The sequence below is a fragment of the Synechococcus sp. BDU 130192 genome (genome assembly GCF_963876085.1).
GTDB lineage: Bacteria > Cyanobacteriota > Cyanobacteriia > Cyanobacteriales > MRBY01 > MRBY01.
The window spans coordinates 76,671-99,223 of the sequence record NZ_CAWNNO010000044.1 but is presented as its reverse complement, the minus strand read 5'-3'; the positions used below and the strand labels follow the sequence as shown (position 1 = coordinate 99,223).

The window sequence follows — 22,553 nt, the reverse complement described above, 5'->3', positions numbered from 1 at the left end:
GTACATTTAGCAACAAAATCCCTAAAGGGTGCCATTGTTTATGCTAATCACGGCAATGTTTTTTACTCACTTTGTCTACTTGTAAAAGTCGTTGGTTGAAGTAGAGGCAATGGGTTCGTAAACTTTTTCTTTTTCCACATGGGGAGCCAATTGTAGCTCCGGCAAAATCGGGTGAAAGGGCTGATGGAGGCTAATCATTTGGGCGAGGGTTTTTTTCAATTCAGTGCGGGGCACAATCGCATCCACAAACCCATGTTGGAGTAAATATTCAGACGTCTGGAAATCGTCAGGAAGTTTTTCGCGCAATGTTTGTTCAATGACGCGGCGTCCAGCAAAACCGATGGTTGCTTTGGGTTCGGCAAGAATCAAATCTCCCAACATCGCAAAGCTAGCGGTGACGCCCCCGGTGGTGGGATTAGTCAGGACAGGGATGTAGAGTAATTTTTTGGTGCGATGGCGTTCGAGGGCACCAGAGATTTTCGCCATCTGCATCAGACTGAGCATGCCCTCTTGCATTCTTGCTCCACCAGAAGCACAAACAACCACCACGGGTAAACCTTCGGCGGTGCCATGTTCTACGAGGCGACAAATTTTTTCGCCGACGACGGATCCCATGCTGCCGCCCATAAAGCCAAAGTCCATCACTGCTAAAGCAAGGGGCAAACCGTCAATCAGTCCTGTGCCAGTGATCACGGCATCGGTGAGGCTTGTTTTTTCTTGGTAATCTTTGAGGCGATCGCTATAGGCTTTTTTGTCGCGGAATTTCAGGGGATCGGTCGGCGCGACATTCTGACCAATTTCTGTCCAGGTGCCTTCGTCAATCAATTGACGTACCCGTTCCCGACTGCCGACCCGGTTATGGAAGCCACACTCTTTACAGACCATTTGATTGTTGCGGAGGTCTTTGGTGTAGGTGAGGGCATCGCAGGATTTGCATTTCGTCCAGAGGCCATCGGCAATCTCGCGCTCCTGTTGGGGCTGGAGCTGGGTTTCAGAATTTTGGCGATTTGCGGCAAACCAATCAAAAAGAGACATAGGCGGTTAGGGCGAAACACAAGGGTTTAGGGGTCATCTTCCGGGGGACTGAGCAGGAGTAAGGCGGTCCATTGATCAGGCGATCGCACCTGGAGGGCAGCTTGACTACCCTGCCCAAAATAAATGCCCAGTCCAATATCCAAAACGCGGTTGGGGATACTGTGGGCGGTGAGAATTTCTCCCATCATCTCAGCTTCCCAACGGGCTTTTGTGGTTTTAATTGTAATCCAAGTCACAGTTTAGAAAAAGACAAAAGGTAGAGGTGCCTAAAGCACAAGGACAATTCTAAATGGTTTATTTCAACAAAACCCTCCATTAATCTGGGCAAATGCGGCGGGAGCCATCTCCTATAATGATCGGGTTTATCTTGTGTGCGGAGTTAAAAAAATGTCGCCTTTGCCCCATAAGCAGATCGGTGTCGCCGTTATTCGCGATCGCCAGGGAAAAATTTTAATTGATCGCCGTTTAGACCAAGGGGAAATGGCGGGCCTGTGGGAGTTTCCTGGGGGGAAGATCGAACCAGGGGAAACAGTAGAAGCCTGTATTGCGCGAGAAATCCAAGAAGAAATTAATCTCCAGGTAGAGGTGGGCGATCGCCTTATGCTAATTGAACATGATTACCCGAAATTCAAAGTTTCACTCCATGTGCATTGGTGCAGTGTCCTGGCTGGAGATGCCAAACCCCTTGAATGTGCAGAGATTTTGTGGGTCAATCCCGGCGAATTGGGGCAATACCAGTTCCCAGAAGCCAATCAAGCGATCATCGAGGCAATTCAAGAAAGCTAAATGGAACCCTAAATCTGGGCTAATCGTCTAAGAATTTTAGTTTGGGTGTGAGGGCAATAGAAGGGCGTCGGGGGATCGTAACTCAGGCCAGATCTCCGGGCGCTTTTCTATGGCTGGGGCGTGAAATTTTCGAGGGGGGCGATCGCCTCAAAGGCCATGCGGGCGGCAGCTTGTTCAGCGGCTTTTTTAGAACGACCAACCCCTTTACCGAGCAAAGTATCCCCCAGCTTCACTTCCGCCAAAAACCGTTCTTCTTCGTGGCGAAATTCTGGATTTTCAGTCACTTGGTAGGTGGGGAGTTTTTGGTATTCCCCTTGGCTCCAGGTTTGTAGGGCATCTTTATAATTTTCCCGGGCTGGATCTTGTTTAATCTCAGCGGCTTTGTGGCGGAGATGCTCATCGAGCCAAGGATGCACAAGGCTTAAATCGTTGGTGGTGAGAAATAAAGCCCCCAACATCGCCTCAAAGGCATCGGCCAACAGGGAAATTTCCCCAGCACCGTGGTAATGGCCGTGGTAGGACAAATATTTTTTGAGATTGTAGCGGTGGGCAAATTCTGCCAGGGTGCGATCGCTCACGAGGATCGACCGAATGGCGGCAAATTCTCCCACGGGTTCAGCGGGATATTCGGCATAGAGCACTTCAGACGCGGCCAGACGCACCACCGCATCGCCGATAAATTCTAACTGTTCATAATTTTTGTCGGGGGAAATGCTGGGGTGGGTGAGGGCCAGATCCAGTAAATCCCAGCGCATACCATGGTAATCGGGGAGGCCGAGGCGATCGATGAGGCGACGGAGGCTTTTTTGACGTTGGGGAGGAACCATGGAAATACTAAGATGGCAAAAGCAGGGAACTTTGCCTGGTGATTTTCGTCTACTCTCTACACCATAGCAATTTGAGGCAACATCAGCGGAAAATTATGGGCTTTTTTGGGCAACGGATCACACGGCTCACTCAGTTAACCCTAGGCTCTGCCTTGGTCGCGGCGGGCTTGTTTCCCAGCCCTGGGGCGATCGCCAAACCGGATCGCAAACCCGAACCGACAATCGTGCAGCAATCTTCGGGGTCTAGTCAGGGGCTTCCTGGCCGCCAAACGTGGCAGGGCATCCTGGCTGATATTCGTAATCAATATCAAACCATTCCAGACAGCCGCTTTACCCAGTTACAGGGGGATAATTTTTTTCGGGATCAGCTTTTTTCTCTGTTCTGGGGGCAAACGGGCGATCGCCGCACCATCCAAGAAATCCTTGTCGATCTGCTGCTGAATGGCTCCCGTTCCCAAACTTCCCAAGGCTATTACTTTTACGACGTGGATCGCCGCTGCCTCCCTCCGGGCCAACAACAACGCCTCGCCAGCGGTAAACCGATTCCCCCAGGCATCCTACAAAAGTGCGGGCGGCCAATTTTCCGGAATTATTGATCGAGCGTGATTTTTAGGCCAGCAAGTCGATACAATCGGCACCATGGATAAAAAATGGTCACTAATTATCTATCTATGCTGTGCGATCGCCGCCGGCTGGGGTCTATTTGAATTAGTCTCCCGTTTCCTCGTTGAACAATTTTGGTTCGCTGAGCTAGGGTATCGTTCTGTCTTTTTGAAGCAGGTTTCCCTACGCATTGGCCTGTGGAGTCTTGGTTTTTGTGGCTCCTTTGTGTTCCTCTGGATAAATTACCGGGTGGTTGACCGCCAGGAATGGCAAATAATCCCGGATCAGTCGGGGGGCGATCGCCAAACCAATGTGCCCCGGCCTCCGTTGCAATGGTGGCAAAAATTTTTCCTCGAACCCATCCCCTATCACAAGAAAATTCCTGAATCGCCAGCGATCAATTTTCGGGGACTACTGCTGTTAATGGCCGGGTTTAGCCTATTGATTGTCTTGATTTTGTTCCACTACGGCTCGGTGGTCTGGGAGATGGGACAACGGGACATGAGCCTGCCGCTAATTACCCCTGCTTTACCGGATCCCCTGGCATTCAAATCATTGCGCAGTTTGTGGCAATTTACCCAACAGCAAATCTGGCGTTTGGGGTTAGCTGCGGTGGTGTTGGGGGGGATTCTCTGGCGACGGTGGTTTTCCTTGCGGGCGATCGCCGTGGTTTTAAGTCTCTGTTTCGGGACGATCCTGGCGAATAATTGGGTGCGGATATTCCAGGGTTGGTTTGGGGTGCCCTTCAGCCAAATTGATCCGATCTATAACCATGATGCTGGTTTCTATGTTTTTACCCTGCCCCTGTGGCAAATCCTCGACTTTTGGTTTGAGGGTTTATTTCTCTATGGTTTGGTGAGTGTCACCCTGTACTATCTGCTATCTGGCGATAGTTTTTCCCAGGGGCAGTTTCCGGGCTTTAGTCCAGCCCAGTTACGGCATCTCAATCTCTTGGCGGGCCTCCTCTTCCTCGCCGTGGCCGGACGCCATTGGTTAGTACGTTATGAGCTGCTCTACTCCAAGCTGGGGGTGGTTTATGGGGTGAGCTATACCAATATCAACGTCGATCAACACGTGGAAATTCTCCTCACAGTTTTGGCCTTGGCGATCTCCGCTTGGTGTTTAGGGCAATTCTGGCGTTATCCCCACCGCCGTACCGTTTCTATCCGTCGCCAACAGCCCCAGGTGTTAAAGGGCATTCTTTTGTATATCGGCGTTATGGCCATCGGTGCTATTCTCTCTGCCGGGACCCAACGTCTCATCGTGCAACCGAATGAATTAGCCCGGGAGCGTCCCTATCTGGAATACAGCATCGCCTCCACCCGCAGGGCCTTTGGGCTGGATGCCATCGAGTCACGGGTGTTTAACCCAGAAGGAGAACTCACCGCCTCCGACATTGACAGCAATCCCCTAACCATCAACAACATCCGCCTATGGGACAGTCGCCCCATCCTGCAAACTAACCGCCAATTGCAGCAAATCCGGCTGTATTATCGCTTTTCAGATGCTGACATTGATCGCTATACCCTACGCCTAAACCCAGACCAAAATCCCAGCCAACAACAGGTGATCATTGCCCCCAGGGAGCTAGATTATGAAGCGGTGCCAGAACAAGCAAAGACTTGGGTGAACAAGCATCTCATTTATACCCATGGCTATGGTTTTACGGTGAGTCCAGTCAACCGGGCTGAGGAGACTGGCTTACCCCAATATTATGTACAGGATATTGGGGCTGGGGCGACGGCAGATAATGGCAACTTGACTACCTTAACCCCAGCGGTACGGGAGGCAATTCCCATTGGTCAACCGCGCATTTACTACGGTGAACTGACCAATAACTACGTGATGACCGATACCAAGGTGCAGGAGTTGGACTATCCCAGTGGGGAAGATAACCGCTACAACACCTACGACGGGACGGGGGGCATTGCCTTTGGGAATCCTTTGAAACGTTTGTTTTTCGCGCAATATCTCCGGGATTGGCGGATCTTGTTATCCAATGATCTCACCGGTGATACTCGCTTGTTGATGCGACGCAATATTAATCAACGGGTGCGGGCGATCGCCCCATTTTTGCGGTTTGACCGTGATCCCTACCTCGTGTCAGCCGACATTGGCGAGACCAATCGCCTCGGCGAAAAAAATTACCTCTATTGGATTTTGGATGCCTACACCACCAGTGACCATTATCCCTATGCCGATCCGGGGGAACATCCCTTCAACTACATCCGCAACTCCGTTAAGGTGGTGATCAATGCCTACAATGGCACAGTGCGTTTTTATATCGCCGATGCTGCCGATCCGATGATCCAAACTTGGGCAAGGGCCTTTCCAGAATTGTTTCGTTCCTTTGCCGAATTGCCCGATGGTTTAAAAGAACACCTGCGCTATCCAACTGACTTGTTCAATGTGCAGTCCGAACGCCTCCTGAGCTATCACATGCAGGATCCCCAGGTTTTCTATAACCGCGAAGACCAGTGGGAAATTCCCCAGGAAGTTTATGGAAATGAACCCCAGGAGATCGCCCCCTACTATCTGATCATGCGGCTACCCACGGCCACTTCAGAGGAATTTATTTTGCTCCACCCCTATACCCCCACCAGTCGCCCTAATTTAATTGCCTGGTTAGCGGGCCGCGCCGATGGAGAACATTATGGCAAGCTGTTACTTTACCAATTCCCGAAACAGAAGTTGATTTATGGGCCGGATCAAATTGAAGCCCTCATTAAACAAGACCCGGTTATTTCTCAGCAAATTTCCCTCTGGAATCGAGAAGGTTCCCGGGCAGTGCAGGGCAAGTTATTGGTAATTCCCATTGAACAGTCGCTCCTCTATGTGGAACCCCTTTACCTAGAGGCCGAAGAAAATAGCGTCCCGACCTTGGCACGGGTGATCGTGGTTTATAACAACCAAATTGTGATGTCCCGCACCTTGGAAACAGCCCTCAACACGATTTTTCGTCCGGAGCAAGTAACGCCCCAGGAGGAGACGATTTTTCGAGATCTAGAAACAGATGTGGTCGTTCCACCACCTGTCTAGGGAAATTGCCCTTCAGCGTAAATATCACAATTTATGAGCGATCGCCTTTTGCGGCGGTGACCTGAACCATCATGAAGGGATTAGTGATGGATTTGGTAATAACCCATGTTTTTTGATTGCTTTGGGAAGGTCGTTCGTTCTACGGTGCTGGTATCTGGGGCCATGGTCAGTTTGGTGATCGCCCCCCTATCTCTCTGGGCCGAAACGGTAGAATTGCAACTGCTTCACCTCAATGATGTTTATGAAATTACGCCCCTGGGTGGTGGGGCAACGGGGGGGCTGGCGCGGTTGGCGACCCTACGCAAGGAACTGCTCGCCGAAAATCCCCACACTTTCACCGTTTTAGCTGGGGATTTATTTAGTCCGTCGGCCTTGGGGACTGCGGTGGTGGATGGCGATCGCCTCGCAGGAAAACAAATTGTGGCGGTGATGAACCAAGTGGGCTTGGATCTTGCCACCTTCGGTAACCACGAATTTGACATTAGTGAATCCCAGTTCAAGCAACGCCTAGCAGAATCAGACTTCCAGTGGTTTTCGGGGAATGTCCTGACGGCGGCGGGGGAACCCTGGGATAATGTGCCTCCCTACGTGATTGAAACCATTTATGGTGAGGCGGGAACTCCGGTGCGGATTGGTTTTGTGGGGGTGGTAATTCCGAGCAATCCCGTGGATTATGTCACCTACCTCGACCCGCTAGAACAGATGGAAACCCTCGTCGCAGAATTAGAGACACAAACGGATATTATTGTGGCGGTCACTCACCTGGCGATGCAGGATGACCATTATCTTGCTGAAAATATCCCGGAAATTGACCTAATCCTGGGGGGCCACGACCATGAAAATATTCAACAGTGGCGTGGTGCGGATTTTACGCCGATTTTCAAGGCTGATGCCAATGCTCGCACGGTTTATCTCCACAATCTCAGCTACGACACAGAAACGGAGCAGCTTACAGTGCAATCACATTTGCAACCGATTACCGGGGCGATCGCCGCAGATCCAGAAACAGAACAGGAGGTTAATTATTGGCAGCAACTGGCCTTTGATGGTTTTCGGGCTGATGGTTTTGAACCAGAGCAAATCATTACCGAAAGTCCAATCGCCCTAGATGGTTTGGAAAGTTCCGTGCGCAACCAACCGACGGCGTTAACGGACATCATTGCCCAGTCAATGTTAACGGCGACACCCGCTGCCGAATTAGCCATTTTTAATGGCGGCTCGATCCGTGTTGATGATGTGCTGCCTCCCGGCCCGTTGTCCCAGTATGATGTGATTCGGATTTTGCCCTTCGGGGGAAATTTAGCCACCGTTGAGATTAAGGGGATGACTCTGGAACGAATTCTCAATCAGGGCGTAACCAATCGCGGCACGGGGGGATATTTGCAAACGGCGGGGGTGACCTTTGTTCCGGAAAGTCAAACCTGGCAAATTGGCGATCGCCCTTTAGATCCCGAACGCATTTATCGGGTCGCAGCGACGGAATTTCTCATCTCTGGGCGGGAAACGGGCCTCGATTTCTTGACGCCTGAACATCCCGATGTGACTTTGCTCGAAACGGGGGAAGATGTGCGCTTTGCCTTCATTCAACAACTCCAGCAGCAATGGGCCGATTAGAACCTTCCCCTAACCCTCTAGCCCTTCCGCTGGAAGGGAACAAGAAGTCTCCCTTATGAAGGGAGATTTAGAGGGATGTGGGGATGTGGATACCCTATTTTTCAAAGCGCACCGCATACCACTGCAAAAAACCGTCCTCGATTTCCAGTTCGCAATAATCTGCGAGGAGTTGATCAATTTGCTCAGCTTGGGAGGGGAGTTTGGCCAAATCGGCGGGCAATAGATCCGGCTGGATACTGAGGAGCGTTTCAAAAAAGGTGCGGATCTCGTCGGGCTCCATCAATTGTTCCGGGTGGTCGTGGCGCAACACCACATAACCATCCACTTGGTACATAATCGGATCTGCCATAATATGCCTTAATGCTTTTTGGTTTAATTGTACGCCCATGGCCCCCATCAGTGAGCTCACCCAAAATCCCCTCGTTTGTCTGCCCTATGAACAGGTCTTTGCAAGCCTAGGCGATCGCTTTTCTGATGAAGTAACAGCGGCAGATTTTCCCCACCATGAGCTACGCTTCCGCAATGACGCCGTTTTAGAAAAATTGGGCCTCGAACCGAAACAAGTAGACGATCAAGATTTCCTCGAAGCGTTCGGTCAGTTCCAAGCGCCCCATCCCTTGCGGGCCATGTGTTACCACGGCTATCAATTCGGTCAGTACAATCCCCAGTTAGGGGACGGACGGGGTTTTCTCTACGGGCAGGTGCGCGCCCAGGATGGCTTACTCTACGATCTCGGTACGAAAGGTTCTGGTCAAACTCCCTATTCCCGCAATGGCGATGGGCGTTTAACCCTCAAGGGTGGCGTTCGGGAAGTTTTGGCGGCAGAGGCACTGCATCAACTAGGCGTGAATACTTCCCGCTGTCTAAGCCTGATCGAAACAGGGGAATCCCTCTGGCGGGGGGACGAGCCTTCTCCCACTCGGTCTTCGGTGATGGTCAGGTTCCAGCGATCGCATATTCGGTTTGGCACCTTTGAGCGGCTCTACTACCTACAACGGCGGGACTTATTACAGCAACTCCTCGACCATGTGGTGGAACATTACTACGACGAATATGCTGGAGACCAGGATGCCTACGCCCTGTTCTACGCTGATTTGGTGAAGCGGGTGGCACGATTAGCGGCTCAGTGGATGGCGGCGGGCTTTTGCCACGGGGTTTTGAATACGGACAATATGGCAATTACGGGGGAAAGCTTTGATTATGGCCCCTACGCGTTTATTCCCAGCTATGACCGCAAGTTTACGGCGGCTTACTTCGACTACAGTGGTCGCTATAGCTATGGCAACCAACCAATGATCTGCCGCCTGAATTTAGAAATGTTGCAAATGCCCCTGGCGCTGGTGATGGATAAGCGGGATTTGGCGACGGGCCTCGTGAATTATGAAATCGAATATGAGCAAACCTATCGCCAGTTAATGCTCGAAAAATTGGGGCTGCAAGATTTGCCGGAAGATCTAGGGGCCGATCTGTTTGCCGCAACCCTGGCACTGTTGGAGGAAACCCAAACGGGCTACCACGACTTTTTCTATCAATTAGCGACCCAGTTTAATTACGCTTGGCGATCGCATTCCAGCACCATTTTGGAAAATAGTGATTTGTCAGGGCCGCTCTTTGAACAATGGCAAGGACTTTACCAGCGGGCCTTACAGGAGATCCCTGAACCTGAGTTGGCACAAATTGGCGATCGCCTGACCTCCCAAAACCCGAAAACGGCTTTGCTGCGTCCGATGATTGAATCTATTTGGGAACCGATCACCACAGAAAATAATTGGCAACCCTTTAACAATTTACTCGACAGAATTCGCACGAAACAATAATCTTTTGAACGAAACAGTTTTTATTTTGATTGAGATTAACCCCGATGGAATGGACAGACGAAGCTAAAGAACTCTTTAAAAAAATTCCCTTTTTTGTGCGGCCCTTTGCTAAAAAGAAAATTGAAAAACTTGCCGAAGAAATGGGGGCAAAAATCATCGATAAGGAGATTTATATCCAGGCTAAAGCTCAATTTAATGACCCCAAAAAATCGGGGGAAACCTAATTTTATCGCCCGTGATTGGGGAAGGTGAGAATATCGACAGCCGCCACATCACAGGCTTTGCCATCGCCCATCACTGCCCGCATTTCTTGATAATCTTGCTGGAGTTGGGCTTGGCGATCGCCATCCTGAAGTAATGCCAAAGATTCTTGGGCAATGCGGGGGGCGGTCGCTTCTGTTTGTAGTAGTTCGGGAACGATGCGCCGCATCAGGGTCAAATTCACTGGACACATAAAAGGAATCGAAAATTTCAGCAGATGTTTCGCAATCCAAGCGGTGACGGGATGCACTTTGTACAGCACCACCTGGGGGACGTCTAACAGGGCAATTTCGAGGTTTACGGTGCCCGATTTTGTGATCGCTAGATCCGCAGCGGCGATCGCCAAGGGAGTTTGGGCCGGATTATCAATCAAAATTGCATTTAAACCCGCCTCATTAACCGCTGTTTCTAGAATGTTGCGGTAGTGGGGCAAGGCGACGGGAATTAAAAACTTCACCTCTGGCACCTGACGCTGGAGAATTTTGGCCGCTTCCACCATCACAGGTAACAGGTATTTCAGCTCCTGGCGGCGGGAGGCTGGCAACAAGGTAATCAGGGGGCGGTCTTGGTTGAGGCCCAGTTTTTCCCTAGCGGTGGCACGACGGGGACAGGTGGCCATTTTTGCCACGAGGGGATGGCCCACAAATTTTACGTCTATGCCGTATTCTGCAAAGTAACGGGCTTCTTCCGGGAAAATGGCAAGAATCCGGTCGGTGATGCGGGCGATCGCCTTTGTATTGTTGTCATTAAACGACCAAACCCAGGCCTGGGGCGCAATATAGTAAATAATTGGCACCTGGGGCAACTGACGGCGGACAAAATTACCGATACCAATATTCGGGCCGATGTAATCGATCAGCACCACCAGATCCGGCGGATTTTCTTTGAGATAGCGTTTCGCCTGCCGTTGAATGCGGAGGGTCGGAATGATATAGGGTAGGGATTCGATCAGACCGATGGAGCCAATTTTTGTAGTGTTACCCAGGAGGGTTGCTCCCGCTGCGGCCATGCGATCGCCACCGAGGGCAGTAATTTTTAGGTCAATATTGAGCGCCTCGGCCTGACGAAAGAGCGCTTCCACCAAGAGACTCCCCTGGAGATCGCCGGACACTTCCCCCGTACTGATGAAAATATGCATTATCGCCTAGCTCCGTTTCCCCGGAATTAAACCCCGACGGCTGGGATCGAGGGCTTTTTCGAGAAACTGTTGGAGATGTTGGAGATGTTCATGGTCGCCGATAGTCGCAAGTTGGGCGATCGCCTCGGAGGTTTTGAGATCCGAGCGGTACAGTAAGCGAAATGCTTGTTTAAGCAGACCCATTTCCGCCGGGGTTAAACCACTGCGCTTGAGGCCCACCAAATTCAAAGAACGCACCTTCGACGGATTGCCTTCGACCAGCATAAAGGGCGGCACATCCCGGTCAATGCGACTCATGCCCCCCAACATTGCCATCTTGCCGATATGTACAAACTGGTGAATGCCCAACATCCCACCAATCACCGCTCGCGATTCGATTTCCACATGGCCGGCGATCGCCACATTGTTCGCAATGATGATGTTGTTTTCCAGAATGCAATTGTGGGCCACGTGCACATAGGCCATCAGGAGATTGTCATTCCCAATGATCGTTTTTTCTCCCGCCGCCGTCGCCCGATTCACCGTCACATATTCGCGGATCGTATTGCGATCGCCAATTTCAACTAAACTGGCCGCTCCCTGATACTTGAGATCCTGTGGTTCTAAGCCAATGGCCGCCCCTGGGTAAATCCGATTCCCCTGACCAATGCGCGTATAACCATCCAAAATTGCATGGGCACCAATAACCGTACCTTCCCCAACCGTGACATATTCACCAATCACTGCATAGGGGCCAACCTGAACCGTTGGATGAATTTGAGCGTTGGGGTGAACCACCGCCGTCGGATGAATCAGAGTACTCAAAAGAATTCTCCAGTGTGCTCCATAGTAGTGTAGTGGGCCTCAGGGCCAATTATTCAAAATTCAGACGGGAAAAGAGCATCTCCCCTTCCACCGCCACTTGACCATCCACGGTGCCACAGCCCTTCATTTTCGCAATGCGCTTGGCCTTTACCGTGATCACTTCCACCGTCATAATTAGCTGATCACCAGGGACTACCGGTCGCCGAAACCGAACTTTATCAATCCCAGCAAACGCAAAAAAGCTATCTTCCATCCCCGGCATTTGGGTCAAAATAAACCCGCCCACCTGGGCCATCGCTTCCACCATCAGTACCCCCGGCATGATCGGGTGATTTGGGATGTGACCTTGGAAATGGGGTTCATTAAAGGTGATATTTTTCAGGCCCACAGCCTTTTCACCGGGAATATATTCGAGGATGCGGTCTACCAGCGAAAAAGGATAGCGGTGGGGTAATAATTTTTGAATCTCTTCGACGGGGATCGGCTGGGCCAAAGTTCCGGGATGTTCTGTGGTCATAGACGGTGATCAATTAATAACAGTCTGTGCGGCTAGTTTAGATTACTACAAAATGTTAATTCTGCAGCGCTTCTCCACGGCAGATCTGTATTAGTGCCCCATGCGGATGAAAATCAGGTCAGTCCATGGCTTCGATTAAGAACCTTTTTGATTTGCGGAACGAAATCGCCCTTCTATGAAATCTCGCTTTTGGAGATGTTTTGTGTTCCGCCCGGTCACCCGCTTGCGCCACATCTTAAAACTAGAGCGTTTCATATAGCGCCGCATGACTTGAATTACTTCCTTTTCCTGAAGCCCAAATTGCATCTCAATGGCCTCAAAGGTGGTGCGGTCTTCCCAGGCCATTTCGATCACCCGGTCAATGGTGGCCTCATCTAGCGCCTCAAAATTCATTGTTGTCTTTTAATAAGTTCTATCTAAATCAGTTTCACGCTGTACTGTAGCGCAAATCTTTAATTCGGTAATTCGAGGGGGATTTGTCCCAAAATGCCCTTACGAAATTCATTGAGCAACGTAACTGCACTACGTTCCCTGTCGCCTTGGAAGCGATGGTCTCCGAGGGCAATGACATAATCTTCGCCAGACATATCGAGGGGGTCGAGGTCATAGCGCTCAGTCAGATGCTGTTCTAAATTCAGTTCCACGAGCAAATCCACCATGGCCGCTGCGACCAGTTGGTTGTCATAGGAGGCTGCGCCAATGTCCTCACAAATGGCTAGTTTCACCGCATTATGTTGATCATCGAGCTTCCAGGGAATTACCCCTGGGGCATCAAGCATTTCAATTTGGTCAGAGATTCTCACCCAGCGCAATTGTTTCGTCACCCCAGCTTTGCGGGCACTTTCGACGACTTTTTTACCGACTAAACGGTTAATCAGGGCCGATTTCCCAACGTTAGGTAAACCCATAACCACTGCCCGCACTGGACGGGGCCGCATCCCCCGGGAAATGCGGCGATCATTCATTGCTTTTCCAGCTAATTGGGCGGCTTTAATCACGCCTTTAACCCCGGTTCCTTTTTTGGCATCGGTAAAGACAGGCTGAATTTTTTGGGCTTGGTACCAGTCACGCCATTGACTGAGGGTTTCGCTGGGGATCATATCCCGCCGATTGACCACAACAACTCTGGGCTTTTCACCAATCCATTCATCGACTTGGGGGTGGTGGGATGCGAAGGGGATGCGGGCATCGAGGACTTCTAGCACCACATCAACGCGGTTGAGCTGTTCTTTGAGTTGGCGTTCAGCTTTGGCAATGTGGCCGGGATACCATTGGATCGGTTGGGGCATGGGAACGAAGTCAAAACGGTGTTTTTTATCATACTGCCTTGGGTTGGGTCGAAAATTGCTTAGGGGCAAATTAGCGGCGCTTTTGGCGACTCACCACAAAAAAGACCACAGCGATAGAACACTGTGATCCGGATGGGAGTATGAAAAAGTTAAGGCTGAATGTCTGTTAGGCGAAAAATCTTAGAATTGGGGGCCAAGACCAACTTTGGGGGCATAGACCGCGCGATCGCCAAGTTCATCTTCAATGCGGAGTAAGCGATTGTATTTCGCTACCCGTTCACTGCGGCAGAGGGAACCAGTTTTGATTTGGCCGGCACGGGTTGCCACCGCCAGATCAGCGATGGTGGTATCTTCCGTTTCCCCAGAGCGGTGACTAATCACGGACTGATAGCCATTGCGGGTCGCCAGATCGATGGTTTCGAGGGTTTCAGTGAGGGTGCCAATTTGGTTGAGCTTGATAAGTACCGCATTACCTGCTTTTTTCTCAATGCCCTGTTGGAGTCGCACTTTGTTGGTGACAAACAAGTCATCTCCAACCAGTTGTACCCTGTGGCCGATGCGTGCGGTCAAAATTGTCCAGCTATCCCAATCATCTTCATGGAGACCATCCTCAATGGAAACAATTGGGTACTTTTCGACCATCGCCGTCAGGTAATCGATAAATTCTGCGGGACTGTGGGCTGTACCGTCGTAGGTGTACTGACCATCGGCGTAAAATTCACTGGCGGCAATGTCGAGGGCGAGGGCCACCTGTGTACCGGGTTCATAGCCCGCCGCTTTGATCGAATCCACGAGAATTTCGAGAGCTTCTTCGTTAGAGCCTAGGTTAGGGGCAAATCCTCCCTCATCACCGACACCTGTTAATAAACCCTTGCTGTCAAGTACCTTGCTCAGGGCAGTAAAAACTTCCGCTCCCCAACGGAGTGCTTCCTTAAAGGAACTGGCCCCCACCGGGACGATCATAAATTCTTGGAAATCAACGTTATTAGCTGCGTGGGCACCGCCATTGATCACGTTCATCAAGGGCACGGGGAGGACATTAGCCAAAGGGCCACCGAGATAACGATAGAGGGGCAGGGCGAGTTCCGCTGCTGCCGCTTTTGCCGCCGCGAGGGATACCGCCAAAATGGCATTGGCCCCTAGATTAGATTTGTTGTCAGAGCCATCCCGGGCAATCATGGCGTAATCAACTGTCGTTTGGTCAAGGGCATCTTTACCGATCAGTTCCGGGGCAATTTTTTCTTTCGCATTGCGCACGGCCTTTAGTACCCCATTGCCGCCATAACGGGCTTTGTCTCCGTCCCGCAGTTCATGGGCTTCAAAACTACCGGTAGAGGCTCCACTGGGCACTTGGGCGAGACCTACTGCACCGCTTTCTAAACGAACTTCTGCCTCGACGGTGGGGCGACCTCTGGAATCTAAAATTTCTCTAGCATCTATTGCTTCGATGATTGCTTCGGATTTGTCCAGCATTTGGGATTACTCACTGACCATTGATATTCAGGTATAAACATACCCTGTTCTGGTGGATTTGTTGCTTTTTTTAGGGGGGATTTTGGGAACAATGGCCCGTTGTCAAGGTTCAGGGATATATCTTGATATTTTCTTTAGGTTTGCGGCGATCGCCAACGGGAAGATAGCCAGGGAGTTGAAGGGTAGGGTTTTTTCAAGATACACTGAGGGCGTTGTCACACCGCCAAACCGACTTCGAGTCACATCAAGCCGCCACCGCGATCGCCACATTTTTTTGCAGCTTTTTGAATCAATGGAAGACTCAAGGAAATGGCTAAGAAGCGACTGGGGTTGTAAGTGCCTGGAACGCGGTACAGGATTTTAGGAGGCGAATAGAGTCATGGCAAATAGTCGACGGGTATCAAAAGTGTCTTCGCTAATCAAGCGGGAAGTGAGTTTGATGCTCATGCAAGATATTAAAGATGACCGAGTTGGGGCGGGCATGGTGAGCATTACTGAAGTGGAAGTGTCTGGGGATTTACAGCACGCCAAGATTTTTGTGAGCATCTACGGTTCCGAGGAAGCCCGGGCCGAAACGATGGAAGGACTGCGGGCCAGCCAAGGGTTTGTGCGTCGTACCCTGGGTCAACGGATTCGTCTGCGGCGATCGCCAGAGGTTTTATTCATCGAAGACCGTTCCCTTGAAGAGGGAGACCGGATGATCCATCTCATTAACCAACTAGAAATTAAGGATCCAGAGGAACTAGAAGCCCAAGAATCCGAGGAAATGGTGTAGCGCCCTTGGTGATGGCTTCCCTCCCCCCGGTTGAATCCTTGTCTCTCCGTCAGGCGATCGCCCAGATGATCGTCGTGCGGGGGGCTGGCTATCTATTTGACTACGAACGCCCCTACCCCCAGTGGGAAGCTGATCAAACGACCCTACAACGCTGGATCGAGGCGGGGATCGGTGGTGTAATCCTTTTGGGGGGAAGTGCCGCCGAGGTAGCCCAGAAAACCAAGCAATTGCAGAGTTGGGCCGAAATTCCCCTCCTGATTGCCGCAGATATCGAAGAAGGGGTCGGCCAACGGTTTCGCGGTGCGACGGAATTTCCGCCTCCCATGGCTTTCGGTGAGATTTGGCGTACGGATCCCCACCAGGCGATCGCCCTTGCAGAAACCATGGGCGCAACTACGGCCCAGGAAGCCCTCAGCCTTGGTATCAATTGGGTTTTGGCCCCGGTGCTGGATGTGAATAACAATCCCCACAACCCGGTGATCAACATCCGTGCCTTCGGGGAAACGCCTGATCAGGTGAGTGCCTTGGGTACTGCGTTTATCCGGGGAGCGCAACAATATGCTGTTTTAACGACGGCAAAACATTTCCCTGGCCATGGGGACACAGCAACTGATTCCCACCTCGCGCTCCCCACCATTTCCCACGATGACACGCGCTTAAATACCGTCGAACTGCCTCCCTTTAAGACCGCCATCCAAGGGGGCGTAGATGCGGTGATGAGTGCCCACCTCATGATCCCCGCTTGGGATCAACAATATCCAGCAACCCTTTCGCCAGCAATTCTTACGGGCCAACTGCGGCACAAGCTGGGGTTTGAAGGGTTAATTGTCACCGATGCGTTGGTCATGGGGGGAGTGACCCAGTTTGCGGCTCCTGATACCGTTGTTGTCCAGGCGATCGCCGCTGGGGCGGATATTCTCCTGATGCCTCCCGATGTGGATGGAGCGATTATTGCCATCGAAGCGGCGATCAAAACAGGTCAACTTTCAGAAAGTCGCATCTATGAATCCGTAGAACGAATTTGGCAGGCCAAGCAAAAAATCCTTATGGCAACACCATCAACTTTTCCCCAGGGGATCAGCGGGGATCGCCCGGAAACGAGAAAAACCGTTGCCATGGTGCTGGAAAGAGCGACTAAACATCAAAAATCCCCCGTAAAAATATCAAGTTTTCCTGACAATTTTGCGCGCAACTTAATTGTGGTGGATTCAGTTTTAAAAAGCCCTTTTTTGCGTCCCAATTGTCCGGCGATCGCCATTCCCCAACGCCACGGTTATGCCGCTGAAATTGTCGAATTAAAAACGCTCCCTCGCCTGCAGTTAGAAGCGATCCCTACCCTTATCCAGTGTTTTCTTCGGGGTAATCCGTTTACGGAAAAACTGGCAGATCCCATTGATGTTCTCCAAAAAATTGCCGCCCAAATACCGTTACAGGGCGTTATCTTTTACGGCAGTCCCTACTTCCTCGAAGCTTTACAAACGACTTTGCCAGAAATTCCCTGGTGGTTTAGCTATGGTCAAATGGCGATCTCCCAAGCCGAAATCTGTACAGCCCTCTGGGAAGAAGCGCCCCAAGCGGATCCCAGCGCCGCCGAATTCATTTAAAAAGTTCGCTGGACTTTGGACAACGGATAATCAAACCTTAATGATCTTTGATTACATTACTTAAAGTTTCGCTAAAAACGTTATTGATAAGTATTGAAATATACAGCGTTTTCTGTATAGCAATGCCTTGCATAATCCAATAGAATAGGCATGGAACAAACATCAGCCACCCAAGAGGTAAATCCTATGACCACCACGACAATGCCTCCGGCGTCTCCTACCCCAAAACATTTTTCTATTGAAATGCTCAAGGACGAAGCCCGTCAGTTGGTCGAATCAGGAACAGTAGACTGCTGCCAGCCCATTTATGTCCTCTGTCAGTTCATTCCAGCCCGGGAATGGGTTTGCGTAGAATGTGAACTTGAACGAAATGGTTTTCTTCTCCGGGATCAAATTGCGGATCTAAATCCAGCCCAATGCTGGTCTGATGACTAAATAAATTCACTGTTGTCGGTATCTGGGTGCGCTGCCCAACGCCGACCATTTCCTTGGATGACTTTCCATGACTCAATCTGTCTTTGCATTGCGATCGCCTTTCTTTTTTTCATTGGGACAAATTCGCGATGAAGTAAAACAATTAGTCGAGCAAAATCGCATCAGTCGTCAACAGCCCCTCTATAGCCTTTGTGAATATATTCCTCCCCGCGAGTGGCACTGCATCGAAGTCGAGCTAGAACGCTGTGGCTTTCTTCTCCGGGACTGCATCGGGGATTTGTTAGGGGCAGAGCGATGGGAGAACGATTAAACGATTAATTGCTCTCGTCATTCTTGCTCTAGGGAATAGACAAAAAAATAGGGCAGCAACTTTAACTGCCCCAAGCGGTTGGACTCACATAAGATTTACCGACAGCTCCGCACTCGATGCCTAGTTTGGTTCGTTTTCTTGTTTGTCCTGACGGAGCGCCGCAAGCTCGCTTTTGAGGGTGACAATTTGATCTGTTAGGTTCTTTAGTTCGTTTTGCAGATCGCTATCTTTTACTTCCGTTGCCGTGGTCACGATTTCTTGGGTACCGGGTTCCCTGGCGGCTTTGTCTTGCTGGAAGATTTTTTCGAGGAATTTACGGGCTTCTTGCTCGGTCATTTCACCTTTTTCTGACCATTCTTCGGCGCGATTTTGAAGCTCTGTACGAAATTCAGAAATTGTCACTTCCCGTTTGGTGGGATCTTGGATCGTTTCGACTAAGGTGGCAGCGGCCCCAACGGTGACATGGAAGCCCTTTTGAAACAGTTCAAAGAAGTTTGTGGATGTACTCATGGCAACAGTTTTCTCGCTTGAGGGATTGAGATGGGACTAGAAAATTGCATTATTTATGTTTAGCCTAGCGCACCGCCACAAAAATCGCTGTTATCTTTCACACTAATCGGCCTGGGCCAGATAATTCTCTAAATCTTCGATTAAACGGGGTAATTCTGCTTCGCTGGTGAGCCGAATCCGATCATCCCGGAGGGTGATCAATACCTTGGCGGCGAAGGGACTGGGGTAAATATTCGGATTGCAAAAAATCTCTAAAAAAATGTCCCCGGTGTACTGATAATTCATGGATTCTTGGGGCTGGGGACGGCCTTTGGGGTTACTATTGCCGGTGATCGCCTTCATGCTGTGCATCAGTTGATCGATTTCTGCTTTGAGGGTTTGGGCGGCAGTGCTGGTGAACCGAAAGGTGACAGAACCTTGTAATAAATTGAGGGTGAGGGGCGTTGACATTCTGTTAGTTTAAACTCGAAAAAATAACGATGGTTTCATCATAGGAATTCCTGGGGCGATCGCCAATTTTTTGTGATCTTTTATTGAGCAATGTCGCTGAATGCTAATTTAATTGATTTTGCCGGAGGGCTGTGCCACATCGCTTACAAAATTGAGCATCTTGATCATGAAAAGCTAGACCACATTTTGTGCAGTCGATTTCCTGTTGATTCGCACTTTTGAGAAACTGGCGCACTAAATCCCCTAACTGCCAAGGAATCACCGCAATCCCCGTGAGAATCATGGTTAAAGTTACGACTTTGCCAATGTCTGAAATGGGCGTTTTATCGCCGAAACCCACTGTAGTCATCGTCACCACGGCAAAATACAAAGCATCTAAAAAGTTGCCAAAAACAGCAGGGTTAATGTCATGTTCGACTTGATAAATTAGGCCAGAATAAACAAAGATAATTGTAAATAAGGTCAGGAGAATTCGGCTGAGAATAATGCTGTCTTCGGCCTTGATCTTAAAAATCGAGATTTCTAGGCGAAAAAATCGGATCAAGCGTAGTAATCGAAACCAGCGGAACAGCCGCACAAAACGAATGTCGAGGAAGCCAAAAAATAATGGGGCGATCGCCAACAGATCAAGGTAGGAAAAAAAGCTAAAAATAAACTTCCGAGGTTCAGCGGCCCCCACACAGCGACAGCAATATTCCACGGCAAATAAAATCAAAATGCCTGTATCTAAATAATCCAAATATTGTGCCCAAACCGTTGGCAAAGGATAGGTTTGCGCCACAAAAATCCCCGACGAAATGAAAATCAGTCCACACAAAGCCAAATTGAGGAGGCGGCCTGTGCCACTGTCAAAATCATCGAGGTAACGGCCTAGTCTTAATCGCCAAGGCAATTGGCTTTCCATCGGAATTTCTTGCCTAGGCGGGAGTATGGCCTGCTTCGGTAATAATGTTTTTTAAGGCCGTTTCAGAAAGCGTTGTCTGAATCGAAACTACTTTACTAGGAATATCGACGGCAACTTGGGCCTTTTGATCATGATTTTGGATGGCTTTTGTAATGGTTTGACCGCAGACTTCACAGGCGATTGTCGGCACAGTAATTGTAAATTCCATAAATATTAAAAAATAACGGTTTACGGTAAGTATTTAGTCAGTTTTAAAGCCTTTCGTTTGAAATTGATTTCAATGTTAGTTTAGTAACTTACGCCAGGTTTGAGCACCAACAATCCCATCTCCATCTAATTTCAAGGCAGTTTGAGCCGCAATGACAGCGATGCGAGTATTCGGGCCAAAAATACCATCGATACGGCCTGTGTAATAGCCCAATGCCTTCAGGCGAGTTTGCAAGAGTTTCACCGAATCCCCTTCCATGCCTTCCTTTAACAGGGGCAGTGTATCTGGATCTGTGCTGGTGGCCGTCTGATTTGTGCTGGAGCTGGGAGTTGCCTCGGCATCAGTTGCTTCCTGGGCTGGGGTTGCGGGGGTTTCGTTCTGGGTTGTTGCTGGGCTACTGGCTGTTGGAGTTGGGGCTTGTTCCTCAGCAACGGGCAAATTCGCCGCCGAAATCGGAAATAATGTCTCCCAAGTGGTGCGATCCATGACTCCGGTCTGGGGGATTTGGGCCGCCTTTTGAAATTGGTAGACTGCGATCACGGTAGCTTCGTCATAGGTACCCGTGGTTTCGCCGCTGTAGTAGCCCAGCAGTCGCAGGGTGGTTTGCAGCTCCTGAACCATAGTCCCCGTACTGCCAATGCGCAATTCTGGTCGGGGAGATTGGGCGCTGACTAGAGGGCTAAGACCGAGGCTACTCGACAAAATCAGGGCTGTCGATAGACCTAAATTTAAAACGGTTTGACGCGCAGACATGACGATTTTCTTCATGATGTTTAGGGGGCGATCGCCTTTTACGATAGCTGAAGATCTTCGATCAGGGAAAGGGCCGTTTGGGAGCCCACCACCGACACATAGGGATGGCGAAAATGACGTTGGGCCGCTTGATGGGTTTCCGCCGTTGTGATCTTTTCGACGTGGTGCTGGAAAGCTTGATCAAAGTCGATGCCGAGGCCAATGCTCTCATACCACCCAAAAATTTGTGCCAATTCAGCATTGGTCTGTTTCCCCAGGGCGTACTGGCCGAGGAGTTTATTCTTCGCAATTTGCAAATCCGCTTCCGACAGGGGAGCCGCCACCAGCCGTTGGATTTCTTGGTGTAATCCATTCAAGGCGATCGCCGTATTTTGGGGGGCCGTACCAATGTAGGTAATAAATTGGGATTGACTCAAGCGCGTGGGAAAAAACGCCGACACGTCATAGGCAAGCCCTTGTTTTTCTCGCAATTCCACAAACAGCCGACTAGATAGTCCATTACCCAAATAAGTGCTGAGGAGTTTCAAGGCAAAAAAATCATCATCGGCCACCGTTCCCGTCAGATAACCCAAGATAATGATCGCCTGTTGACTCTCTTTTTCCTTTGTCCACACCCCTCCCTGGGGCTGTAGGGGCGCAATTTCTAAGCTTGGTAGCGGCGTTGTCGGGTTTTGCCAATCCCCCAAGGTTTGTTCCACGATTGCCTCTGCCTGTTCGAGGGTCAGCCGACCGGAGAGGCTAATCACCAAATTGTCTGGCCGGAAATGGGTTTGGTGGGCCTGTTGTAAATCTGCAGCCGTGAATCGCGCCACCGTTTCTGCCGTCCCTAAAATAGATTGGCCGTAGGGGTGCTGGGGATACATCTGGCTCCGGAGGAGGTCATAGGCCACATTAAAGGGCTGTTCCATTTGGGAACGGATATTTTGTAGGGTAATTTTGCGCTCTAACTCCACCTCTTCGGGGGGGAAAGTCGGTTCCCGGAGGATTTCTGCTGCTAGCTTGAAAATTGTATAAAAATCCTTTGTGACTGTCTTGAGACTCAGGGCCACATAATCGTTGGACGCACTCGCGCCGAGGCTCGCGCCGATGGATTCGATTTGTTCGGCAATTTCAACGGCACTGTAACGGCTTGTTCCCTTCGTAATCACTGCCGCCAAGAGATGAAATAAGCCCGCTTGGTCGAGGGATTCCCACCGTCCGCCCGCCTGGGGAAAAAATAAGCGCGCTGCCACCAAGTCTGCCACAGGATTTTCCGTCACAATTAGGGTAATGCCATTTTTGAGGACGGTGCGGTGGGTCATTTGGGGAGACGTGGGGCTAGCAACCATGGGCAGATGAAACTTTCCGAAAAAGAACGCTGGCGTTTCACTTTAGCAAATTCCTGGGGTGAGGAACGCTGCA

26 protein-coding genes are annotated in these 22,553 nt (G+C 50.3%); 10 read left to right on the top strand and 16 right to left on the bottom strand.

The annotated features are described in order from the left end of the window. Positions 1-75: 75 nt before the first annotated feature. Both accD and AACT35_RS10545 read right to left on the bottom strand, forming a co-directional pair. Positions 76-1,035, bottom strand: coding sequence for an acetyl-CoA carboxylase, carboxyltransferase subunit beta (gene accD / locus AACT35_RS10550; protein ID WP_062431589.1), 960 nt, complete (start codon positions 1,033-1,035; stop codon positions 76-78). A gap of 26 nt (positions 1,036-1,061) precedes the next feature. Next, positions 1,062-1,271, bottom strand: a complete 210-nt coding sequence (locus AACT35_RS10545) for a hypothetical protein (protein WP_012305700.1) — start codon at positions 1,269-1,271, stop codon at positions 1,062-1,064. Positions 1,272-1,422: 151 nt separating this feature from the next. On the opposite strand from AACT35_RS10545, the gene mutT reads away from it, so the two are divergent. Next, positions 1,423-1,821 (top strand): 8-oxo-dGTP diphosphatase MutT, encoded by a 399-nt coding sequence (gene mutT, locus AACT35_RS10540; RefSeq protein WP_099239916.1) that lies wholly within the window; start codon positions 1,423-1,425, stop codon positions 1,819-1,821. Between the two features lie 107 nt (positions 1,822-1,928). Here the strand turns inward: mutT and rnc are convergent, their stop codons facing one another. Beyond that, positions 1,929-2,648: a ribonuclease III gene (gene rnc / locus AACT35_RS10535; protein ID WP_012305702.1), complete on the bottom strand. Its 720-nt coding sequence runs from the start codon at positions 2,646-2,648 to the stop codon at positions 1,929-1,931. Between the two features lie 95 nt (positions 2,649-2,743). Between rnc and AACT35_RS10530 the strand changes: the two genes are divergently transcribed. The 3 genes from AACT35_RS10530 (at position 2,744) to AACT35_RS10520 (ending at position 7,904) form a co-directional block, all read left to right on the top strand. Continuing rightward, positions 2,744-3,244, top strand: coding sequence for a hypothetical protein (locus AACT35_RS10530; RefSeq protein ID WP_099239914.1), 501 nt, complete (start codon positions 2,744-2,746; stop codon positions 3,242-3,244). A gap of 43 nt (positions 3,245-3,287) precedes the next feature. Beyond that, entirely contained in the window at positions 3,288-6,290 is a 3,003-nt protein-coding gene (locus tag AACT35_RS10525; protein ID WP_099239912.1) for a UPF0182 family protein, read from the top strand. A gap of 105 nt (positions 6,291-6,395) precedes the next feature. Then, complete coding sequence (locus AACT35_RS10520) at positions 6,396-7,904, top strand: bifunctional metallophosphatase/5'-nucleotidase (protein WP_254048039.1); 1,509 nt, start codon at positions 6,396-6,398, stop codon at positions 7,902-7,904. 94 nt (positions 7,905-7,998) lie between these two features. Here the strand turns inward: AACT35_RS10520 and AACT35_RS10515 are convergent, their stop codons facing one another. Then, complete coding sequence (locus tag AACT35_RS10515) at positions 7,999-8,253, bottom strand: chlororespiratory reduction protein 7 (RefSeq protein WP_099240105.1); 255 nt, start codon at positions 8,251-8,253, stop codon at positions 7,999-8,001. Between the two features lie 37 nt (positions 8,254-8,290). Here AACT35_RS10515 and AACT35_RS10510 point away from each other — a divergent pair, with 37 nt between their 5' ends. Next, positions 8,291-9,721 carry a protein adenylyltransferase SelO gene (locus tag AACT35_RS10510; protein WP_099239910.1) on the top strand — a complete coding sequence of 477 codons (1,431 nt, stop codon included), beginning with the start codon at positions 8,291-8,293 and terminating at the stop codon, positions 9,719-9,721. Between the two features lie 44 nt (positions 9,722-9,765). Beyond that, entirely contained in the window at positions 9,766-9,945 is a 180-nt protein-coding gene (locus AACT35_RS10505) for a PCP reductase family protein (RefSeq protein WP_065709839.1), read from the top strand. A 2-nt stretch (positions 9,946-9,947) separates the two neighbouring features. On the opposite strand, the gene lpxB is transcribed toward AACT35_RS10505, so the two are convergent. From lpxB to eno, 6 genes are all read right to left on the bottom strand, one after another. Then, positions 9,948-11,120 carry a lipid-A-disaccharide synthase gene (gene lpxB, locus AACT35_RS10500; protein ID WP_099239908.1) on the bottom strand — a complete coding sequence of 391 codons (1,173 nt, stop codon included), beginning with the start codon at positions 11,118-11,120 and terminating at the stop codon, positions 9,948-9,950. 6 nt (positions 11,121-11,126) lie between these two features. Further along, complete coding sequence (gene lpxA, locus AACT35_RS10495) at positions 11,127-11,924, bottom strand: acyl-ACP--UDP-N-acetylglucosamine O-acyltransferase (protein ID WP_012305710.1); 798 nt, start codon at positions 11,922-11,924, stop codon at positions 11,127-11,129. 49 nt (positions 11,925-11,973) lie between these two features. Beyond that, the gene (gene fabZ, locus AACT35_RS10490; protein ID WP_012305711.1) at positions 11,974-12,441 is read right to left on the bottom strand and encodes a 3-hydroxyacyl-ACP dehydratase FabZ; all 468 of its coding nucleotides are present in this window, start codon (positions 12,439-12,441) and stop codon (positions 11,974-11,976) included. A gap of 135 nt (positions 12,442-12,576) precedes the next feature. After that, positions 12,577-12,834: a TIGR03643 family protein gene (locus AACT35_RS10485; protein ID WP_099239906.1), complete on the bottom strand. Its 258-nt coding sequence runs from the start codon at positions 12,832-12,834 to the stop codon at positions 12,577-12,579. Positions 12,835-12,893: 59 nt separating this feature from the next. Next, the gene (ylqF, locus tag AACT35_RS10480) at positions 12,894-13,730 is read right to left on the bottom strand and encodes a ribosome biogenesis GTPase YlqF (RefSeq protein ID WP_012305713.1); all 837 of its coding nucleotides are present in this window, start codon (positions 13,728-13,730) and stop codon (positions 12,894-12,896) included. Positions 13,731-13,910: 180 nt separating this feature from the next. Beyond that, complete coding sequence (eno, locus tag AACT35_RS10475) at positions 13,911-15,203, bottom strand: phosphopyruvate hydratase (protein WP_012305714.1); 1,293 nt, start codon at positions 15,201-15,203, stop codon at positions 13,911-13,913. A gap of 379 nt (positions 15,204-15,582) precedes the next feature. On the opposite strand from eno, the gene rbfA reads away from it, so the two are divergent. The 4 genes from rbfA (at position 15,583) to AACT35_RS10455 (ending at position 18,327) form a co-directional block, all read left to right on the top strand. Beyond that, the gene (rbfA, locus tag AACT35_RS10470; RefSeq protein ID WP_012305715.1) at positions 15,583-15,978 is read left to right on the top strand and encodes a 30S ribosome-binding factor RbfA; all 396 of its coding nucleotides are present in this window, start codon (positions 15,583-15,585) and stop codon (positions 15,976-15,978) included. 11 nt (positions 15,979-15,989) lie between these two features. Beyond that, complete coding sequence (locus tag AACT35_RS10465; RefSeq protein WP_173867248.1) at positions 15,990-17,582, top strand: glycoside hydrolase family 3 N-terminal domain-containing protein; 1,593 nt, start codon at positions 15,990-15,992, stop codon at positions 17,580-17,582. A 186-nt stretch (positions 17,583-17,768) separates the two neighbouring features. After that, on the top strand, positions 17,769-18,017 hold the full coding sequence (locus tag AACT35_RS10460) for a DUF4327 family protein (protein WP_012305717.1): 249 nt from the start codon (positions 17,769-17,771) through the stop codon (positions 18,015-18,017). Between the two features lie 67 nt (positions 18,018-18,084). Continuing rightward, positions 18,085-18,327 (top strand): DUF4327 family protein, encoded by a 243-nt coding sequence (locus AACT35_RS10455; protein WP_012305718.1) that lies wholly within the window; start codon positions 18,085-18,087, stop codon positions 18,325-18,327. Between the two features lie 120 nt (positions 18,328-18,447). On the opposite strand, the gene AACT35_RS10450 is transcribed toward AACT35_RS10455, so the two are convergent. The 6 genes from AACT35_RS10450 to AACT35_RS10425 all read right to left on the bottom strand — a co-directional run bounded on the left by AACT35_RS10450 (position 18,448) and on the right by AACT35_RS10425 (position 22,480). Beyond that, positions 18,448-18,837 carry a hypothetical protein gene (locus AACT35_RS10450; RefSeq protein WP_012305719.1) on the bottom strand — a complete coding sequence of 130 codons (390 nt, stop codon included), beginning with the start codon at positions 18,835-18,837 and terminating at the stop codon, positions 18,448-18,450. 102 nt (positions 18,838-18,939) lie between these two features. After that, positions 18,940-19,287: a hypothetical protein gene (locus AACT35_RS10445; protein ID WP_099239902.1), complete on the bottom strand. Its 348-nt coding sequence runs from the start codon at positions 19,285-19,287 to the stop codon at positions 18,940-18,942. Between the two features lie 103 nt (positions 19,288-19,390). Then, on the bottom strand, positions 19,391-20,191 hold the full coding sequence (locus AACT35_RS10440) for an ion transporter (protein WP_030006764.1): 801 nt from the start codon (positions 20,189-20,191) through the stop codon (positions 19,391-19,393). 13 nt (positions 20,192-20,204) lie between these two features. After that, positions 20,205-20,399 (bottom strand): heavy-metal-associated domain-containing protein, encoded by a 195-nt coding sequence (locus tag AACT35_RS10435; RefSeq protein WP_012305721.1) that lies wholly within the window; start codon positions 20,397-20,399, stop codon positions 20,205-20,207. Between the two features lie 75 nt (positions 20,400-20,474). Further along, positions 20,475-21,152 carry a peptidoglycan-binding domain-containing protein gene (locus tag AACT35_RS10430; RefSeq protein WP_254048038.1) on the bottom strand — a complete coding sequence of 226 codons (678 nt, stop codon included), beginning with the start codon at positions 21,150-21,152 and terminating at the stop codon, positions 20,475-20,477. Positions 21,153-21,190: 38 nt separating this feature from the next. Continuing rightward, complete coding sequence (locus AACT35_RS10425) at positions 21,191-22,480, bottom strand: M16 family metallopeptidase (protein WP_099239898.1); 1,290 nt, start codon at positions 22,478-22,480, stop codon at positions 21,191-21,193. Positions 22,481-22,553: the final 73 nt, after the last annotated feature.

Bases quoted from the DNA above. Each gene is read 5' to 3' on its own strand.
- accD (WP_062431589.1), bottom strand. From the start codon at position 1,035: ATGTCTCTTTTTGATTGGTTTGCCGCAAATCGCCAAAATTCTGAAACC.
- eno (WP_012305714.1), bottom strand. From the start codon at position 15,203: ATGCTGGACAAATCCGAAGCAATCATCGAAGCAATAGATGCTAGAGAA.
- AACT35_RS10440 (WP_030006764.1), bottom strand. From the start codon at position 20,191: ATGGAAAGCCAATTGCCTTGGCGATTAAGACTAGGCCGTTACCTCGAT.
- AACT35_RS10505 (WP_065709839.1), top strand. From the start codon at position 9,766: ATGGAATGGACAGACGAAGCTAAAGAACTCTTTAAAAAAATTCCCTTT.
- rbfA (WP_012305715.1), top strand. From the start codon at position 15,583: ATGGCAAATAGTCGACGGGTATCAAAAGTGTCTTCGCTAATCAAGCGG.
- AACT35_RS10430 (WP_254048038.1), bottom strand. From the start codon at position 21,152: ATGTCTGCGCGTCAAACCGTTTTAAATTTAGGTCTATCGACAGCCCTG.
- AACT35_RS10525 (WP_099239912.1), top strand. From the start codon at position 3,288: ATGGATAAAAAATGGTCACTAATTATCTATCTATGCTGTGCGATCGCC.
- AACT35_RS10445 (WP_099239902.1), bottom strand. From the start codon at position 19,287: ATGTCAACGCCCCTCACCCTCAATTTATTACAAGGTTCTGTCACCTTT.
- AACT35_RS10455 (WP_012305718.1), top strand. From the start codon at position 18,085: ATGACTCAATCTGTCTTTGCATTGCGATCGCCTTTCTTTTTTTCATTG.
- fabZ (WP_012305711.1), bottom strand. From the start codon at position 12,441: ATGACCACAGAACATCCCGGAACTTTGGCCCAGCCGATCCCCGTCGAA.
- AACT35_RS10465 (WP_173867248.1), top strand. From the start codon at position 15,990: ATGGCTTCCCTCCCCCCGGTTGAATCCTTGTCTCTCCGTCAGGCGATC.
- AACT35_RS10485 (WP_099239906.1), bottom strand. From the start codon at position 12,834: ATGAATTTTGAGGCGCTAGATGAGGCCACCATTGACCGGGTGATCGAA.
- AACT35_RS10425 (WP_099239898.1), bottom strand. From the start codon at position 22,480: ATGGTTGCTAGCCCCACGTCTCCCCAAATGACCCACCGCACCGTCCTC.
- AACT35_RS10530 (WP_099239914.1), top strand. From the start codon at position 2,744: ATGGGCTTTTTTGGGCAACGGATCACACGGCTCACTCAGTTAACCCTA.
- AACT35_RS10510 (WP_099239910.1), top strand. From the start codon at position 8,291: ATGGCCCCCATCAGTGAGCTCACCCAAAATCCCCTCGTTTGTCTGCCC.
- AACT35_RS10435 (WP_012305721.1), bottom strand. From the start codon at position 20,399: ATGGAATTTACAATTACTGTGCCGACAATCGCCTGTGAAGTCTGCGGT.
- AACT35_RS10515 (WP_099240105.1), bottom strand. From the start codon at position 8,253: ATGGCAGATCCGATTATGTACCAAGTGGATGGTTATGTGGTGTTGCGC.
- lpxB (WP_099239908.1), bottom strand. From the start codon at position 11,120: ATGCATATTTTCATCAGTACGGGGGAAGTGTCCGGCGATCTCCAGGGG.
- rnc (WP_012305702.1), bottom strand. From the start codon at position 2,648: ATGGTTCCTCCCCAACGTCAAAAAAGCCTCCGTCGCCTCATCGATCGC.
- AACT35_RS10450 (WP_012305719.1), bottom strand. From the start codon at position 18,837: ATGAGTACATCCACAAACTTCTTTGAACTGTTTCAAAAGGGCTTCCAT.
- ylqF (WP_012305713.1), bottom strand. From the start codon at position 13,730: ATGCCCCAACCGATCCAATGGTATCCCGGCCACATTGCCAAAGCTGAA.
- AACT35_RS10520 (WP_254048039.1), top strand. From the start codon at position 6,396: ATGTTTTTTGATTGCTTTGGGAAGGTCGTTCGTTCTACGGTGCTGGTA.
- mutT (WP_099239916.1), top strand. From the start codon at position 1,423: ATGTCGCCTTTGCCCCATAAGCAGATCGGTGTCGCCGTTATTCGCGAT.
- AACT35_RS10460 (WP_012305717.1), top strand. From the start codon at position 17,769: ATGACCACCACGACAATGCCTCCGGCGTCTCCTACCCCAAAACATTTT.